The sequence below is a fragment of the Thalassolituus sp. UBA675 genome, from assembly GCF_002297765.1.
GTDB lineage: Bacteria > Pseudomonadota > Gammaproteobacteria > Pseudomonadales > Oceanobacteraceae > Thalassolituus.
Genome location: NZ_DBNJ01000031.1, coordinates 114963 through 129749, shown reverse-complemented (window position 1 = coordinate 129749; position 14787 = coordinate 114963). Strand labels below are relative to the sequence as shown.

The following is a 14787-nucleotide window of genomic DNA, read 5'->3' as shown; positions in this document are numbered from 1 at the left end:
TCACTCATCAGCGGCTACGCACTTTGCTTTCGACTTCGTTAAAGGTCGGACGCTTATGGGTAAACAATGACTTACGACCAAACTCCACGGCCAACTGAGGTGGCAAGCCATTCAGTGACGCAATAATGCAGGCCTTGGCAGCTTCGTACAGTTTGATTTCTTCTTCAGCGATATGACGCATCACCGACGAAATAGGTCCGACCAGACCGTACGCCAGAAGCACACCACTGAAGGTACCGACAAGTGCGGCGGCGACGTGGGCACCAATCTCGTTAATGTCACCGCCTATCGCGCCCATGGTAATCACAATACCGAGTACAGCCGCCACGATACCAAAGCCCGGCAGAGCATCAGACACCTTACTGACAGCCATCCCGGGTTGTTCAAGCTCGTGCATGCGCGCTTCGATCTCCTGATCCATCAGAGACTCAAGTTCGAACGATGTCAGGTTTCCCGCAGCGATAATACGGAAGTAATCGGCAATAAAGACAGCCAGCTCATGATTCGCCTGAATGGCCGGATAACGGGCAAACAGAGCACTGGTATCAGGGTTTTCGACATCGCCTTCAATGGCCATTATGCCCTCACGCCGTGCTTTGTTAAGGATGTCATAAAGCAGGCCCAGGACATCCATATACATGGTTTTAGGAACACTGCCGCCCATGATCACCTTCGGAATCAGACGAAATGATGACCATACAACATGCCATGGATTCGATAGAAGGAAGGCACCGAAGGCGGCGCCGACAATAATCAGTATCTCGAATGGTTGCCACAATGCCAGCAGTTGACCATGCGACATCACATAGCCATACAGGACACTGCCAAAAACAATCACGACACCTGCTACAAATAGCATCCAGCCAATTTCCTCAGCGGTACTCCGCACTTAACTCAGAATGCGAACCGAAACCCTTCCGTGACAAAAAAGACACACAGATTACACGGGACGAAATACGCATCACGACTATAGTAAGTAAAGGATACAAATGACCGTTTAACAAACCGGGAACACTCTCTCCATGCAGAATTCTGCGCTCCAGACGCCCAGCGCCGCCCAATGGGAGGCCGTACTGGCGTTCCGTGACTTACCGATCCTGAAAGAAACGCGGGATGCGTTAAGGGTCGAACTTAGAAATCCGCAGGTCAGCTTTGAATCGCTGGTGCCTGTTGCGGAAAGAGACCCGGCACTCTGCTGGCACCTGCTACAGAAGGCAGTCAACCACAATCCCGGTTGCCGCGAACAGATTCACGGCGTCTACAACTGCCTGGCACTGCTTGGTATGCAGGAGCTTATTATTCTGGTGAAAAAGCTCCCGGTCATTGAAGATCATCCAAAGGATGCCTCGCAAAAGGTCTATCGACAGGCGCTATACACTGCGCACATGGCCGGTTGTCTGGCTGCACAGTGGGCCAGTGCGAAAGGCACCCCTACCAGCACAGCGTACTGGTCAGCCATGCTGGCAAACTCGATTCTATGGCCATGGCTGTTACTCGATAAATCCAGCCATAACTGGTTTCATTACCTGAGCGAAGGAGATGATCTGGGAACGGCCTCTCGCAAGGTATTCGGCAACTCGCCCGAGAACTGGAAGCGCCTTGTACGGCGGCATAATCTGCCTGAGCCCGTTGCCGATATGTTCCAGCGCGATAAGTTGCCAGAACGCAAAGACTGGCGACGTCTGCGCAAACAGGACCCGAGAGACCTGGACACCGGGCGGCAGCTGATTCACAAAAGCCAGAGCGCTTCTATGCTCGCACTTACCGCCGCTGGCACCGCATGGCACCTGCATATGAACCCGGAGGGAGAGCGAAGCCACCGCTGGCTCGCTTTGAGTAGTCATGCGCAGGGCCGGCAGTACCCAACACTGGTCAGCGAGAGCCGGAAAATACAGCTCGATGAAGCGCGCCTGAGGAAATCAGCTCTGGCCTCTGGTATCGCGTTGCTGACTACACCGAAACCTGAGGCGCTGTCTTACCCTAAATGGACGCCCGTGCCAGAAGCTGCGCCTGCAGCTGCAGCTTCGCGCGCGGACATGCCAGCTGAGGTCGTGCAGACAGGACCTGAAGTACGCTCAGAGGCCGATGCCGCTGAAGTGTCAGCGCCCGAAACCCAATCAACAGCCAAGCCTGCTCATCACGGCAGCGCATACCTTTCTAAGTTGATGGGGCAGTTATCTGAGTCTCCTGCCAGCTTCGGTGACTGGCACTACCTGATGCAGGGCGTATTAAAAGGTATCCATCTGGGCATAGGAATCGATCATGCAATAGTTATGCTGCCAGGAAAGAACCGCTCATCCTTGCGCACAGTTTACTCGGAGAATCCTGAGGGCCTGATGCCTCTGTCGAGTACCAGCATCCCGTTACAGGTTGCTCCTTTACTCCGTCAGTTGATGAAACAGTCAGCAGCTGTTCATATCACGCCAGCCACCTGTGAACGATATTTCAAAGGCATGGCGCCGGAGCTTGCGGATGCACTTCCAAAAGAGCTGATGCTTATGTCCGTTCATGCTGGTCGCGACCCTATCGGGATTGTCATTGCGGCGAACTCTGACAATAAAGAAATCACGAAGGCGCAATATCAGCGATTCCGCCAACTTTGCACAACCACCAGTCAGGGGCTGGCTTCTCTCCGACAGCTCAGTGCCCAGAAAAATAAACCCGCGGGTAAGGCCCATAAGGCCGCGCGACAGACGTCGTGACCTGACACAGGGTGGTCTCTCAGATACACTTCGTGCCAACGAAATAATTAGCTGAGTGACCCCCCCATGGCTGACCTCCCTTTGTTGCTGGAGCCAGAACAACTGGCTGACCTGTTACCGCTCGATAATGTCCTGGTCATCGACCAGAGTAAGGCAGAGACCTTCGTTGAAGGTCATATTCCGGGTGCAGTTCACCTCGACTTCAAACGTTTACAACGTCCGGGTACACCCGTCCCTGGTCTGTTACCAGAAGTCTCAGATCTTGAAGCCGTATTCAGCGAGCTGGGACTGACGCCTGACACTCACGTTATCTGCTCTGACGACGAAGGCGGTGGCTGGGCCGGGCGTCTGATCTGGGTACTCGACTGCATAGGCCATACAAAATATTCCTATATTAATGGCGGTATCGTCGCCTGGCGTCAGGCGGGCTTACCACAGGAAACCGGCACCGTTACCCCGCAGGCGTCTGACTATAAAATCACTGCGATTAACCCGGATGCCACCTTCACCAAAGCCCAGGTACTGGATAACCTCGGAAAACCGGACTTTGCCATCTGGGACGCTCGCTCAGCCGCCGAATACACGGGTGAAAAAGTGATTTCAGCCCGCGGTGGCCACATTCCGGGAGCCGTGAATTATGAGTGGACCCGTGGAATGGACAAAGACCGCGGTTTACGTATTAACGATCTGGATGCTTTCCGCACCTTACTGTCAGGCCTGGGTATCGATGAGACTAAGCGTATCGCTACGCACTGCCAGACCCACCATCGTTCCGGATATACCTACCTGGTTGGTAAAATTCTGGGATTCGATATCAGGGGTTATGCTGGCTCGTGGTCTGAGTGGGGCAATGACGAAAACACACCGGTTGTGACCGGCACTGAACCTAACTAAGAGATGACCCAATGAGTTTTAAAGACAATCTGTTTATCGCCAGCCAATACGTTGTTCCGCAGCACCTGCTCTCTCGTGCTGTGGGTGCTCTGGCTGAGACAGAAATGGAATGGGTAAAAAATCCGCTCATTAATCTGTTCATCAAAAAGTTTGGCGTCAACATGAGCGAAGCTCAGCGTCAGACGGCCTCTGAGTTCTCCTGTTTTAACGACTTTTTTACACGCGAATTAATTGATGGTGCACGCCCGATCGAAGGTGATGCCTCTGTCCTGTGCTCACCTGCTGACGGTGCCGTATCACAGCGCGGTGAAATCGTTGATGGCCGTATTTTTCAGGCGAAAGGTCAGGATTACTGCCTGACTGAGCTACTCGGTGGAGATGCCAAACGGGCAGCGCCTTTTATGGGCGGTGAATTCGCGACCATCTATCTGTCACCGAAGGATTACCACCGGGTACACATGCCGATGGCCGGCAAACTGCGTGACATGATTTATGTTCCCGGCGACCTGTTCTCTGTAAATCAGGTAACCGCCGAGAATGTACCTCGCCTGTTCGCTCGCAACGAACGGGTTGTCTGTATTTTTGATACCGACAAAGGACCGATGGCTATGGTGCTGGTCGGCGCTATGATCGTCGCTGCCGTTGAAACCGTCTGGGCTGGCCATATTGCTCCACCGCGCCGCGAACTCAAAGTCAGTGAGTATGGCGCACCTGTTGACGTATCACTGGACAAGGGCGCAGAAATGGGGCGTTTCAAACTCGGTTCGACCGTCATTCTGTGTCACCCGAAAGGCGTTGTGGACTGGAAGGATGCCTTTGAAGCGGGCTCACCGGTAAGAATGGGCGAGGCCATCGCGGACCTTTCGTGATCTGACTCAAACCCGACTTACCTCTGGCCTTGGCCTGATCCAGTCGTGATCAGGCTCTCGGCCAGTCGAAACTGAGTACATCACTGATGTGCTCAGCCTGTAGTAAATGCATCAATAAGCGATCTACGCCCATGGCTACGCCGGAGCATTCCGGCAAGCCTTGTTCAATCGCCGACAATAACTGCTCATCCAGAGGGCGCCCGTCGGCTTCTTTTTCAAAGCGACGACGCTGTTCCTCTGCATCGGTCAGTTCGTGATATCCATTAGCTAATTCAGTGCCGTTAAAGAACAATTCGAAACGTTCTGCCACCGGGTTGCCATCGGCATCGCAACTCACCTTCGCAAGCGCTGCCTGACTCGCGGGGAAGTCATAAATAAACACCAGAGTTTCTTCGGACAAAGCTGGTTCGACCCTATGACTCATAATGATATCTAACCAGCCGTCACGGCCCAGTTGCAGATCCTGCCCTGCGGCAGAAATACCGACCGCAGCGATGTCGTCATCCGATGCCTTATGGACATCGATACCAGCAAACTGCTTCAGCGCACTGGCGTAGCTCATACGCACTTCGGGCAGCTCGGCCCAGCGGGTTTGAAACAGCGCCCGCACGAGGTCCCGGACTTCGTCCATCAGACGATCCAGCGACCAACTGACCCGGTACCATTCGAGCATGGAAAACTCAGGGTTATGACGACGCCCTGCTTCCCCCGCACGAAACACCTTACATAACTGCCAGATATCTCCGCTTCCTGCACACAGCAGACGCTTCATTGCGTACTCAGGCGAGGTGTGTAACCACCGTCCTTCCCGGGTCTGCATCGGTTCAATATTGGGATCAGAAACAGGCGCGTTTCCTAACAGAGGAGTGTCGACCTCAAGCACGTCGCGTGCGTAAAAGAACTCACGAATAGTGCGGTAAAACGCAGATCGGGCAGCCAGAGCTGCCCGATCGCAAGAGGGTTGCCAGCGCGTATCAGGCACGGCCGACGTATTCGCCCGAACGGGTATCAATCTTCAGCACTTCACCGATATTGATAAACAGTGGGACTTTAACAACCGCACCGGTCGACAGAGTTGCAGGCTTACTGCCACCGTTCGCGGTATCACCTTTTACACCCGGATCAGTCTCAACTACTTCAAGCTCTACAAAGTTAGGCGGTGCAACGGTAAGAACAGCGCCATTAAACAGGATAACGGTGTACACGTCCTGCTCTTTCAGCCACTTAACGGTGTCGCCTACGGCTTCCTGAGAAGCGCCGTGCTGCTCGAAAGAACCGTCGGTAGCCATGAAGTGCCAGAATTCACCGTCGGTGTAGAGGTATTCCATGTCCACTTCCATCACGTCAGCGCCTTCCAGGCTGTCGCCTGACTTGAAGGTTTTCTCAAGAACGCGACCGTTACGCAGGTTACGGAGCTTCACGCGATTGAATGCCTGGCCTTTGCCCGGCTTAACGTACTCGTTTTCCACAATAGAGCACGGCTCATTGTCGAGCATCACTTTGAGACCCGATTTAAATTCGTTGGTAGAATAGTTAGCCATTTTGACTTCCGCTTACTGTCAGGTAATAAATTAAGGTGCGTATCATAACGCGAACAGAGCCGCCTGTAGAGATGCAGGATTGGCGACAGATTCTCGCTGACTCTTTCCGCAATGGAGAGCGCCTGCTCAGCTATCTGGATATTCCGGTAGATAAAGCTCTTAAGGCCGGCCACCCGGCCCTGACGTTCCCGTTACTGGTACCCCGACCCTTTGCTGATCAGATGGTTCGTAGTGATCTGAATGACCCTCTGTTGCGACAGGTTCTGCCCATCGCCAGCGAAACCTATGCATCAGACCTACCAGGCTACAGTATCGACCCCCTTGGTGAGCGTCAGACGAACATACGCCCTGGGATTATTCACAAATACCAGGGGCGGGTGCTGATGCTGGCAGCAACCGGCTGCGCCGTTAACTGCCGCTACTGCTTCCGCAGACACTTCGACTATGCCGACAACCGCTTGAGTCGGGAGGAAAGAAAATCGGCTCTGGACTATATCCGTGCCGACGCCAGCATCTCTGAAGTCATACTCAGCGGTGGCGACCCACTGATGCTTCAGGACACAGCCCTCGCAGAGCTGATTGAAGCCATTGATGAAATAAGCCACGTAAGACGAATCCGTATACACACCCGCCTGCCGGTGGTCATTCCTCAGCGCCTGACACCGGAACTGCAGACAGCGCTCAGTCATACCCGTACAGATAACGCCATGGTGCTCCATGTGAATCACCCGAACGAGCTGACCGCTCTCCATGCGGAACGTCTGCGTGAACTCAGAAGCAGTGGCGTAACGCTTCTCAACCAGAGCGTGCTCCTGAAGGGCGTTAATGATGACATTGTTATTTTGGCCGAATTAAGCGAGAAGCTCTTTACAATGGGGGTACTGCCCTATTACCTTCACCTTCCAGATAAAGTTGAAGGGACGCAGCATTATTTCGTCGACGACAAGGACGCCACCGCGCTCTATCTCGGTATAAGAGAACAATTGCCGGGCTACCTTGTCCCACAACTTGTGAGAGAAGTGCCCGGAGACCCCTACAAGCGTCCCCACCCCGTTCTGGCCTGATCGCACCGGTATTTTGTGATAGCGTAGCCAGTTCGTGTAAAAGAAATTCACATTTCTCTTTTGAAACGGTTAAATGTCGTGTAGTTGCTGGAAAATACACGCCATAGAGGCTATATAAATCGCTAACCCCGAAAGTTAACAGCAGGATCGCATGGACAGCCAGAGCACACCGATAACATTGCATATCCCGAATGCAACTCAAGGCGAGTTGTCGTTCTGTGGTTCGGGACTTCCGGCGTTCTCACAGTGGGCCAAAAGCCTGCCAATGGCAAATACCGGGGAAGCTTCCCGACGCCTCTATCAGGCCATCCGCGAGTTAAACGCATTAAGCTGCCCTGCGGCACAGCGATTTGAACTCCTCGAAGTTATCCGTCCTTATATACACTCGGTCTGCAAAGTCCTGAATAAGCACTTTTTGCAGTCCTCTGTATCCCTGAATGATAAGCAACTTAAGATCGCTAATCTGAGCCAGGCGTTGCAAGGGCATCTCGCGACTGGTTACAAAATGGTGGTCGCACACAGTGTTGATCTGCTTGGCGCCGGAGATCGTCCGCCCAAGCACTTTGCACCGGCTATTCACCGAGCAATTGTCGACAGCAGTCAGATTATTCTGCGGGCCTACCAGCTGTATTTTCAGCCGCCAGACAGAACCTGGCTGGACGTGAACCAGATCTACCTGATGGCAGAAGCGCGCCGTCTGGAAAACATCACTATTGAAGATCAACAAGCACGGTACGTTTACAAATCTACAATCCGTGACGCCTTCGCACGCATACACCTTTTGGGGACAGCGAAACCCAGCAACCTGCGCCAGCAGGATCTGGCACAACTGTATGAAGTATGTGAATACTGGGCACCTCACGCTGAACTGACGCCGGCTGACGATGAAAGCGCTCTGTTTATCATCAACCTTCATCGCGACCGCCCAGGCCAGTATCGCCAGCATCTGCGCGATAACCAAAAGATAAATTTCCGCAGCCTGAACACGCAAAAACTGGTTCAGGCGCTGAAGCTATATGCGTCTGCGGGCAGCGATGGCCGGATTACCGTGCCAGATAAGACCAGCGAAACGCTGATTGCCCATGCGATTCAATCCTGGGGAATCCACTGGCAGCGTTCATTCCGTCGCGTGCCTACCGATGGTCAACTAAGTGTCTGCGTCGGTCTGTCTGCATTGCACTACTACACGGCAGGGAAACGCGACTTTGATCAGGTTTCCCTGAAGATGAAACCTGTTGATCAGGGCCCTGCCGGTAAATCTGTTGATACCGGCGCCACTGTGTCTGACGATGTCTGGGCCGATGCGTTTGATGCTGGCGGTTCACGCATGCCCGATAACAAAGCGATGAATCTTGATGCTATTGAGTTTATCAACCGCCATCAGGTCGAAGAAGAAGAAAACAGCGAGCCCAAAACCCGCTACAGCAGCTATGGCGTAATTCTGATTAACACCAGCCCGGGTGGCTATTGCCTGCAATGGAAAGGTGAGCTACCCAGCGCCATTCAGGCCGGCGAGCTGATCGGCATTCAGGAGCGTGGCGTACGCCACTGGTCTGTCGGAGCAATCCGCTGGATTCGTCACCTGCGAGGTCAGGGGACTCAGCTGGGCGTTGAACTTCTGGCACCGCGTGCCGAAGTCGCTATCGCCCGCCTGCTGCAAAAAACCGGCAGCAACGGTCCGCAAATGCGCGCTCTGGTTCTGCCTGCGATTAAAGCGATCGCTCAGCCTGCCAGCGTCATACTGCCGCGGGTGCCCTTCCGTACCGGAAATAAGATTGAGTTGATGCATGAGAAACTCAGCGGACGCTATCAGTTAAGCAAAAGCCTGGCGTCTACTAATAGCTTTGGGCAATTCCAGTTCAGAGCTTCCGGAGTCTCATCCGAGCAAAAACGCCAGGTGGCCACCAGTGTTAGTGATGCTCTGATTGAAGATGATTTTGATTCTCTCTGGAATAAACTCTGATCGGGCCAACAGGTGACAAAATTTGTCACCTGTGCCGTTTTTCTTTGATTCGACAGCACCTATAATTCCGGGTTTTCTTCAACCGAGGTATGTCCACTCATGTCGCTATCCCGTGACACATTGCAACTCCTGTTACTGACGCAGACTCAGAACGACGCAGAACAGCTCGTCAGTCTGATGCGTAATTCCGGGTTCAGTACACGTGCGCGGACAGTGATTACTCATGAGCAGTTTGAGGAAGCCCTGAAGTCCGCCCAGTGGGACGTCGTTGTGGCTGACCCGGATCTGGAGAACATTGAGTTCACTGAGTTGCTGAGTCAGATTCATCGACTGAACTACGATATTCCTTTGATCCTCATACCGGCAAATTCCAGCAACGCTCTTCTCGAAAGTGCTCTGACCAAAGGCGCCAGTGCTGTAGTTGCTTTTGATGAAAGCAACATCCTGATGCAGACCATCCGACGCGAAGTCGAGCACTTGCGCAACCGCCAGGAAGTCCGGCTGTTAAAGGTTAAACTACGAGACGCAGAGAAGCGCTCGCGCATGCTGCTGGAAAGTTCACGCGACCCGATCGCCTACATTCACGATGGTATGCATGTCCATGCAAATTCTGCCTATCTTGAAATGTTCGGTTATGAATCAGTTGAAGACCTCGAGGGTATGCCGATCATGGACATGATTGCCTCGGACAGCCAGGCGAGTTTTAAGGATTTCCTGAAGCAATACCGCACCGGCATACCTGATAGCTTTGAGCTCGAAACCACGGGCGTTCTGCCGGATGGTGAGCAATTTCCGATGACCATGAGCTTCAGTGACGCCACCTACAGCGACGAGCCATGTAATCAGATTCAGATCAGTCGTCGTGATACAGAGAGCGAATTGGCTGCTGAGTTGACAGAACTGCGACACCGCGATGTGGTCACGCAGTTACACAACAAGGAATATTTCCTGGAACGCCTGACACGCGCTGTCGATCACGCCGTTCTCGAAAAACAGTACAGCACTCTGGTTTACGCGGAAATTAATGGCTTCGATACTATACGCCGCGATGTTGGTATTGAATCCAGCGATACGGTGATCCGCGAAATCAGTCAGTGCCTGAGCAGCATCGCGCATGAATACGATGTCACCGCACGCATATCAGACGATACTTTTATCTGGATGATGCCAGGTGGTGACCCAGCCAAGGCACGTCAGCAAGCCCAGAAACTGATCAGCACGGTCAATAATCTCCTCATTGATCTGGAACAGCGTACCGTACAGCCAACACTCAGCCTTGGCATAACATTGATCACAGACGCCAGCCCAGTACCGACCGAGATCCTGCAGCAGGCTCACCTTGCCTGCGATGCAGCTGCCGAAGAAAACAAACAGGCGAGCAGCAGCGCTCACCTGTTTATGCCGGAAGACAAATCGGAGGCACGACAAACGCGCTCGATGGAAAAGCAGATCACGACGGCACTGTCACGTAATCAGTTACGTTTACTGTTTCAGCCTCTGATCAGTATGCGGGGGGATGATGCCGAGCATTACGAAGTGCTGCTTCGATTACCCGGAGGAGATGCCTCAGACTCTCAGGCCGGGGCATTTATTAACAGCGCCGAGGTAAGTGATACGCTCAAACGGAAACTGGATCGCTGGGTCATCCTGCATGCTACCAAGCTTCTTTCTGAGCGTCAGAAACAAGGTAAAGACACCAAGCTCTTTATCAATATTACTGGGGCGTCTCTGCGCGATGAGAAGCTACCCGCCTGGGTTCAGGTCGCACTGAAAGCCGCCGGACTCAATCACAACGCGATCATTTTTCAGTTTTCTGAAGAAGATGCCGTACGCCATGCAGCGCCTGCCAAGCGCTTCTGTTATCTGGTACGCGCGCTTGGCATCAGCACCGCTGTCAGTCGTTTTGGCTGCGAGCTGGAGCCGATGCGCCTACTGCAACAGGTAGATATTGATTACGTAAAAGTCGACGGTTCATATATCCGCGAGATTGGTGGCGATAACGCTAACGGCAACAAAGCGTTGAAAGAGCTGCTCAGCGAGGTACACGAGGCAGGGAAAATCAGTATCGCCCCATTCATCGAAAATTCATCCACCGTGGCCAATATCTGGCACTACAGTGTTCACTTTATTCAGGGCTATTACGTTCAGGCGCCACAGGCGGATATGACGTATAACTTCTCAGAAGAATAAGCCAGAGCTTCTACATCAGTAGAAGCTCTGCTCTCTATAATGCGAGCTCGATAAAAGGACCTGGGAACTGGCTGAGCAGCACCCGCGCTTAATGAATATCGCGGTCGTGGTAACCAAGAAGATAAAGTAGCCCATCCAACCCCAGTGTTGAGATCGCATGTTTGGCGTTTTCACGTACCAGTGGCTTCGCACGGAACGCGATGCCAAGACCAGCCACCGATAACATCGGCAGATCATTCGCACCATCACCCACGGCGATGGTCTGCTCGAGGCGGATGCCCTCACGCTCGGCGAGTTCACGTAGTAGCTCAGCTTTACGCTGACCATCAACAACACGCCCGGTCACGCGCCCCGTCACGACGTTGCCTTCCATCTCAAGCTCATTCGCGTAGACGTAATCAATGCCCAGCTGAGACTGGAGATAACGCCCGAAATAGGTAAAGCCACCTGACAGAATCGCGGTTTTGTAGCCCAGCGCTTTCAGGTTACGGATCAGACGCTCAGCACCCTCTGTAACAGGCAGGCGCTCAGCAATGCCCTGCAACACGTCCCCACTCAGACCTTTCAATAGCGCAACCCGCTGTTCAAAACTCTGTGTGAAGTCGAGTTCTCCCTGCATTGCCCGCTCGGTGATTTCAGCCACCTGCTCACCTACGCCGGCGGCGTGAGCAAGTTCGTCGATCACTTCGGTTTCGATCAGGGTCGAATCCATATCGAAGCAGACAAGGCGACGGGTACGTCGGTACACATCATCTTCCTGGAAGGCGATATCAACGTTCAGATCGTTGGCGGCTTCCAGAAACTGCGCTCGCATGGCAGTCTGATTTGCTTCACCGCGAACAGAAAACTCGACACAGGCGCGGGTTGTCTCGCTTTGCTTATCCAGCGGGACACGGCCAGAAAGGCGACTGATCTGGTCAATATTGAGGTTGTGCTCGGCAGCAATAGAAGTCACGCGTGCGATAGCGTCGGCCTGAATGGTCCGCGCTAACAGCGTGATGATATGACGGGGTTTCCCCTGACCAGCGACCCAGTGCTCGTAGCTTTCAGGCGTCACCGGAGTGAACGAGACTGACAGCCCCATTTCGTGGATTCTGAAAAGTACGTCTTTCAGAACCGGAGCTGCTTCCGCCGTTGACGGGATGGCTGCCAGTATCCCTAACGAAAGCGAGTCGTGGATTTCGGCCTGACCGATATCCAGTACTGTCACTTCATACTGTGCAAGGATACTACTGATGGTCGCAGTAACACCGGGCTTGTCAGCACCGGTGATACGAATGAGCACTAATTCCGTCACGGAGGTCTCGCTTAATCTGCAGATCAGAGTTTGTCGGTGTCTGATTTCGCTGCGGCAACCACGGCACGCAGTTCTTCGATCAGTTCAACGGTCTCGTGTACAGACAGAGCACGCACGCGGTCAACACTCATCAGAAACAGACCTTTCTCAAGTTGTGCCAGTTTGTCCTGCAGAGACTGTTTCACATCACTCATGGTCATTCCTCATCTAAACTATATCTAAACTGTAATTTACTAGCTGTCATCCATCACAGAAGTCGTGTTCGGTGCTGGCGTTGCGACAAGCGCGGCATATAATACCATTAAAGTTATGGAAATTTAGAATTATCAGGACAGCCGATGCCCAATCTCCGCACATTCAGCGAAACACTCAACACCAGCCAGCGCGCTGGTCTACTGGCAGCGGTCATGGTCCTGATTGCGGGCATCGTACTGAGCGCTCTCGCCTATACCGAGGTACGCAGTTACGCCCACCAGCAACTCACTTCAGAAAACACGCGTCAGCTGCAACATCTCGGTGCATTACTGACTCCAGCATTAGTGCGGGACGACCGGATTACCCTGAACCTGACCTTGAGTGAATGGGACGCCGGTAATGCTATGCCTGCCATTCGCGTGCTTGACCGCGAAGGCAAGCCAGCAGCCAGTGCCGGGCGTATTAACGCAGAACTGACCATGATGCCCGTCGAGATCCGCCAGGACGGTACTCTTTATGGCTCACTGGAAGGTTATACAACAGATGCTCCGGCGCAGACAGCAGCGACACGAGTGGCTTCGCAAAGTCTGCTGGTCACTGCAGCCCTGAGTCTGATTGCGGGCCTGGCGGGCTGGATGCTAAGTGAGAAGTACGCACGCTACCTACGCCAGCTGCGAACGAAACTCAGCGGCTGGCGCGATGGTGAAGAGCTGACCCTACCGATGGGGCCGGGAGACCCAGACCTGCAGTCACTGCACTCCGTTCTGGGCGACATATCCAAACGTGAGCAACAACGTCGCGCGGTTGAGGTTGCTCTCGGGCAGTTCATGGGCAATGAAGACACCCCATTCCCTGACCCGATGAAGTACTACGACTGCGCCATGCTTTTTATTGAGATTCAGGACCTTGAACTACTTCAGCAACGTCTCAGCGCTGAAGAGCTGACCACCACGCTGAATCAATATCATCGCCTGCTCTCTCAAGCCGCTAAGCTCTACAACGGTAAAGTTGACCGCTACCTGGGCGACGGTGTCGTTATGCTGTTTGGCGTACCCGGCCGTGACCGCAACGCCGCCATGCACTGTCTGTATGCGGCGCGCCTGTTTACCAGCCTGGTTAATCACCTGCACGAAACGAGCTCTGGGGTACTTCCGCTTGAGTTTAACGTTGCAGCTCACTGGGGCCCGGTACTTATGGCGCCTCTTCAGGATGGCGTGTCGACTCAATACAGCCTGATTGGTGATGCTGTGCACTGGGCATACCACCTGGCGGCGCAAAGTGAAGAACGCCGGATCATTGCCAGCCAGACCTTGATAGAAATGCTTGAAGACGGCCACGATATCATCTGGAGCGAGGGTCCGAATATTCGTGACCTGCATGGTGGCGTGCAGCCAACCTACTGGCTTAACCAGCTACCAGAGAAAACAGAATCTCTGATTCAGCGCCAGATGAAACACATCACCAGTATGACTGAAAGCGCCTGACCACCAGCACCTCACTTACCGACGACGCATCTGCTCCTGCAACTCTGCCATACGTTGCAGGACACCAATCCCCTCAAGGTAGTTACCTTCAGGCGCGCACTGATGCGCCATCATCAACACAGCCTCCAGCGTACTGACGCCGCCTTCCACCTGACTGGTACGGAGATATTCAGACGGTCCGTCCGGGCTGAGCGATAATCTGGGAAGCGATAATAACCAGGGATTAAGTAACGTTAAGCGCCGGACTTTGCGCCAGGTGCCGTCGAGTACCAACACCGTATGAATGGCTTGCACATCTGCTTCGATTGAGCATTCGTCCGATGGGTAGAGGAGCGCAACACCAGCGTCTGCTGGCACCGCGAATACTTCTTCAAAGGTAAATTGATCGCCAACTTTCAGTTCGCACCCCTTGATACTGCGTTCGAGTAAGGGCGCTGTGGACAATGGATGCTTAGCTTCGTCCGGATCCTGCCAGATCACCAAACGAAACGGCAGCTCATAATGAATCAGATGGCTGCAGAGGCAGACCTTCTCTGGCCTCCCGCAGCCATCACAGACCGACCTGCTCATCGCAGCCTCATCAAAGCT

Annotated in this window: 13 protein-coding genes; 7 read left to right on the top strand and 6 right to left on the bottom strand. The window is 53.5% G+C overall.

Annotated elements, in window-relative coordinates:
- Positions 1–7 precede the first annotated feature (7 nt).
- Positions 8–859 carry a flagellar motor stator protein MotA gene (gene motA / locus B3007_RS13985; protein WP_068437303.1) on the bottom strand — a complete coding sequence of 284 codons (852 nt, stop codon included), beginning with the start codon at positions 857–859 and terminating at the stop codon, positions 8–10.
- 163 nt (positions 860–1022) lie between these two features.
- Between motA and B3007_RS13980 the strand changes: the two genes are divergently transcribed.
- The 3 genes from B3007_RS13980 (at position 1023) to asd (ending at position 4465) form a co-directional block, all read left to right on the top strand.
- Entirely contained in the window at positions 1023–2702 is a 1680-nt protein-coding gene (locus tag B3007_RS13980; protein WP_068437300.1) for an HDOD domain-containing protein, read from the top strand.
- Positions 2703–2768: 66 nt separating this feature from the next.
- Entirely contained in the window at positions 2769–3596 is an 828-nt protein-coding gene (locus B3007_RS13975) for a sulfurtransferase (RefSeq protein ID WP_068437297.1), read from the top strand.
- 11 nt (positions 3597–3607) lie between these two features.
- A complete protein-coding gene (gene asd, locus B3007_RS13970; protein WP_076516511.1) occupies positions 3608–4465 on the top strand; it encodes an archaetidylserine decarboxylase in 858 nt (285 codons plus the stop codon).
- Positions 4466–4514: 49 nt separating this feature from the next.
- On the opposite strand, the gene epmA is transcribed toward asd, so the two are convergent.
- Together epmA and efp are read right to left on the bottom strand one after the other, a co-directional pair.
- Complete coding sequence (epmA, locus tag B3007_RS13965; RefSeq protein WP_301376814.1) at positions 4515–5447, bottom strand: EF-P lysine aminoacylase EpmA; 933 nt, start codon at positions 5445–5447, stop codon at positions 4515–4517.
- Positions 5440–6006, bottom strand: coding sequence for an elongation factor P (efp, locus tag B3007_RS13960; protein WP_068437287.1), 567 nt, complete (start codon positions 6004–6006; stop codon positions 5440–5442). Before efp ends, epmA begins: the two co-directional genes overlap by 8 nt.
- A 35-nt stretch (positions 6007–6041) precedes the next feature.
- On the opposite strand from efp, the gene epmB reads away from it, so the two are divergent.
- The 3 genes from epmB (at position 6042) to B3007_RS13945 (ending at position 11223) form a co-directional block, all read left to right on the top strand.
- Positions 6042–7070 carry an EF-P beta-lysylation protein EpmB gene (epmB, locus tag B3007_RS13955; RefSeq protein ID WP_076516507.1) on the top strand — a complete coding sequence of 343 codons (1029 nt, stop codon included), beginning with the start codon at positions 6042–6044 and terminating at the stop codon, positions 7068–7070.
- Positions 7071–7221: 151 nt separating this feature from the next.
- Complete coding sequence (locus B3007_RS13950; RefSeq protein ID WP_068437281.1) at positions 7222–9033, top strand: hypothetical protein; 1812 nt, start codon at positions 7222–7224, stop codon at positions 9031–9033.
- Positions 9034–9132: 99 nt separating this feature from the next.
- Complete coding sequence (locus B3007_RS13945; protein ID WP_301376815.1) at positions 9133–11223, top strand: EAL domain-containing response regulator; 2091 nt, start codon at positions 9133–9135, stop codon at positions 11221–11223.
- An 88-nt stretch (positions 11224–11311) separates the two neighbouring features.
- Here B3007_RS13945 and serB read toward each other — a convergent pair whose 3' ends face one another.
- Together serB and B3007_RS13935 are read right to left on the bottom strand one after the other, a co-directional pair.
- Positions 11312–12520 (bottom strand): phosphoserine phosphatase SerB, encoded by a 1209-nt coding sequence (gene serB / locus B3007_RS13940; protein WP_301376816.1) that lies wholly within the window; start codon positions 12518–12520, stop codon positions 11312–11314.
- Between the two features lie 23 nt (positions 12521–12543).
- Positions 12544–12714: a hypothetical protein gene (locus B3007_RS13935; protein ID WP_175607907.1), complete on the bottom strand. Its 171-nt coding sequence runs from the start codon at positions 12712–12714 to the stop codon at positions 12544–12546.
- A 144-nt stretch (positions 12715–12858) separates the two neighbouring features.
- Here B3007_RS13935 and B3007_RS13930 point away from each other — a divergent pair, with 144 nt between their 5' ends.
- Positions 12859–14199, top strand: coding sequence for an adenylate/guanylate cyclase domain-containing protein (locus B3007_RS13930; protein ID WP_297533891.1), 1341 nt, complete (start codon positions 12859–12861; stop codon positions 14197–14199).
- 15 nt (positions 14200–14214) lie between these two features.
- On the opposite strand, the gene B3007_RS13925 is transcribed toward B3007_RS13930, so the two are convergent.
- Positions 14215–14769 (bottom strand): DTW domain-containing protein, encoded by a 555-nt coding sequence (locus B3007_RS13925; protein ID WP_301376817.1) that lies wholly within the window; start codon positions 14767–14769, stop codon positions 14215–14217.
- Positions 14770–14787 lie beyond the last annotated feature (18 nt).

Bases quoted from the DNA above. Each gene is read 5' to 3' on its own strand.
- B3007_RS13945 (WP_301376815.1), top strand. From the start codon at position 9,133: ATGTCGCTATCCCGTGACACATTGCAACTCCTGTTACTGACGCAGACT.
- efp (WP_068437287.1), bottom strand. From the start codon at position 6,006: ATGGCTAACTATTCTACCAACGAATTTAAATCGGGTCTCAAAGTGATG.
- B3007_RS13925 (WP_301376817.1), bottom strand. From the start codon at position 14,769: ATGAGCAGGTCGGTCTGTGATGGCTGCGGGAGGCCAGAGAAGGTCTGC.
- motA (WP_068437303.1), bottom strand. From the start codon at position 859: ATGCTATTTGTAGCAGGTGTCGTGATTGTTTTTGGCAGTGTCCTGTAT.
- B3007_RS13935 (WP_175607907.1), bottom strand. From the start codon at position 12,714: ATGAGTGATGTGAAACAGTCTCTGCAGGACAAACTGGCACAACTTGAG.
- B3007_RS13975 (WP_068437297.1), top strand. From the start codon at position 2,769: ATGGCTGACCTCCCTTTGTTGCTGGAGCCAGAACAACTGGCTGACCTG.
- B3007_RS13980 (WP_068437300.1), top strand. From the start codon at position 1,023: ATGCAGAATTCTGCGCTCCAGACGCCCAGCGCCGCCCAATGGGAGGCC.
- B3007_RS13950 (WP_068437281.1), top strand. From the start codon at position 7,222: ATGGACAGCCAGAGCACACCGATAACATTGCATATCCCGAATGCAACT.
- asd (WP_076516511.1), top strand. From the start codon at position 3,608: ATGAGTTTTAAAGACAATCTGTTTATCGCCAGCCAATACGTTGTTCCG.
- B3007_RS13930 (WP_297533891.1), top strand. From the start codon at position 12,859: ATGCCCAATCTCCGCACATTCAGCGAAACACTCAACACCAGCCAGCGC.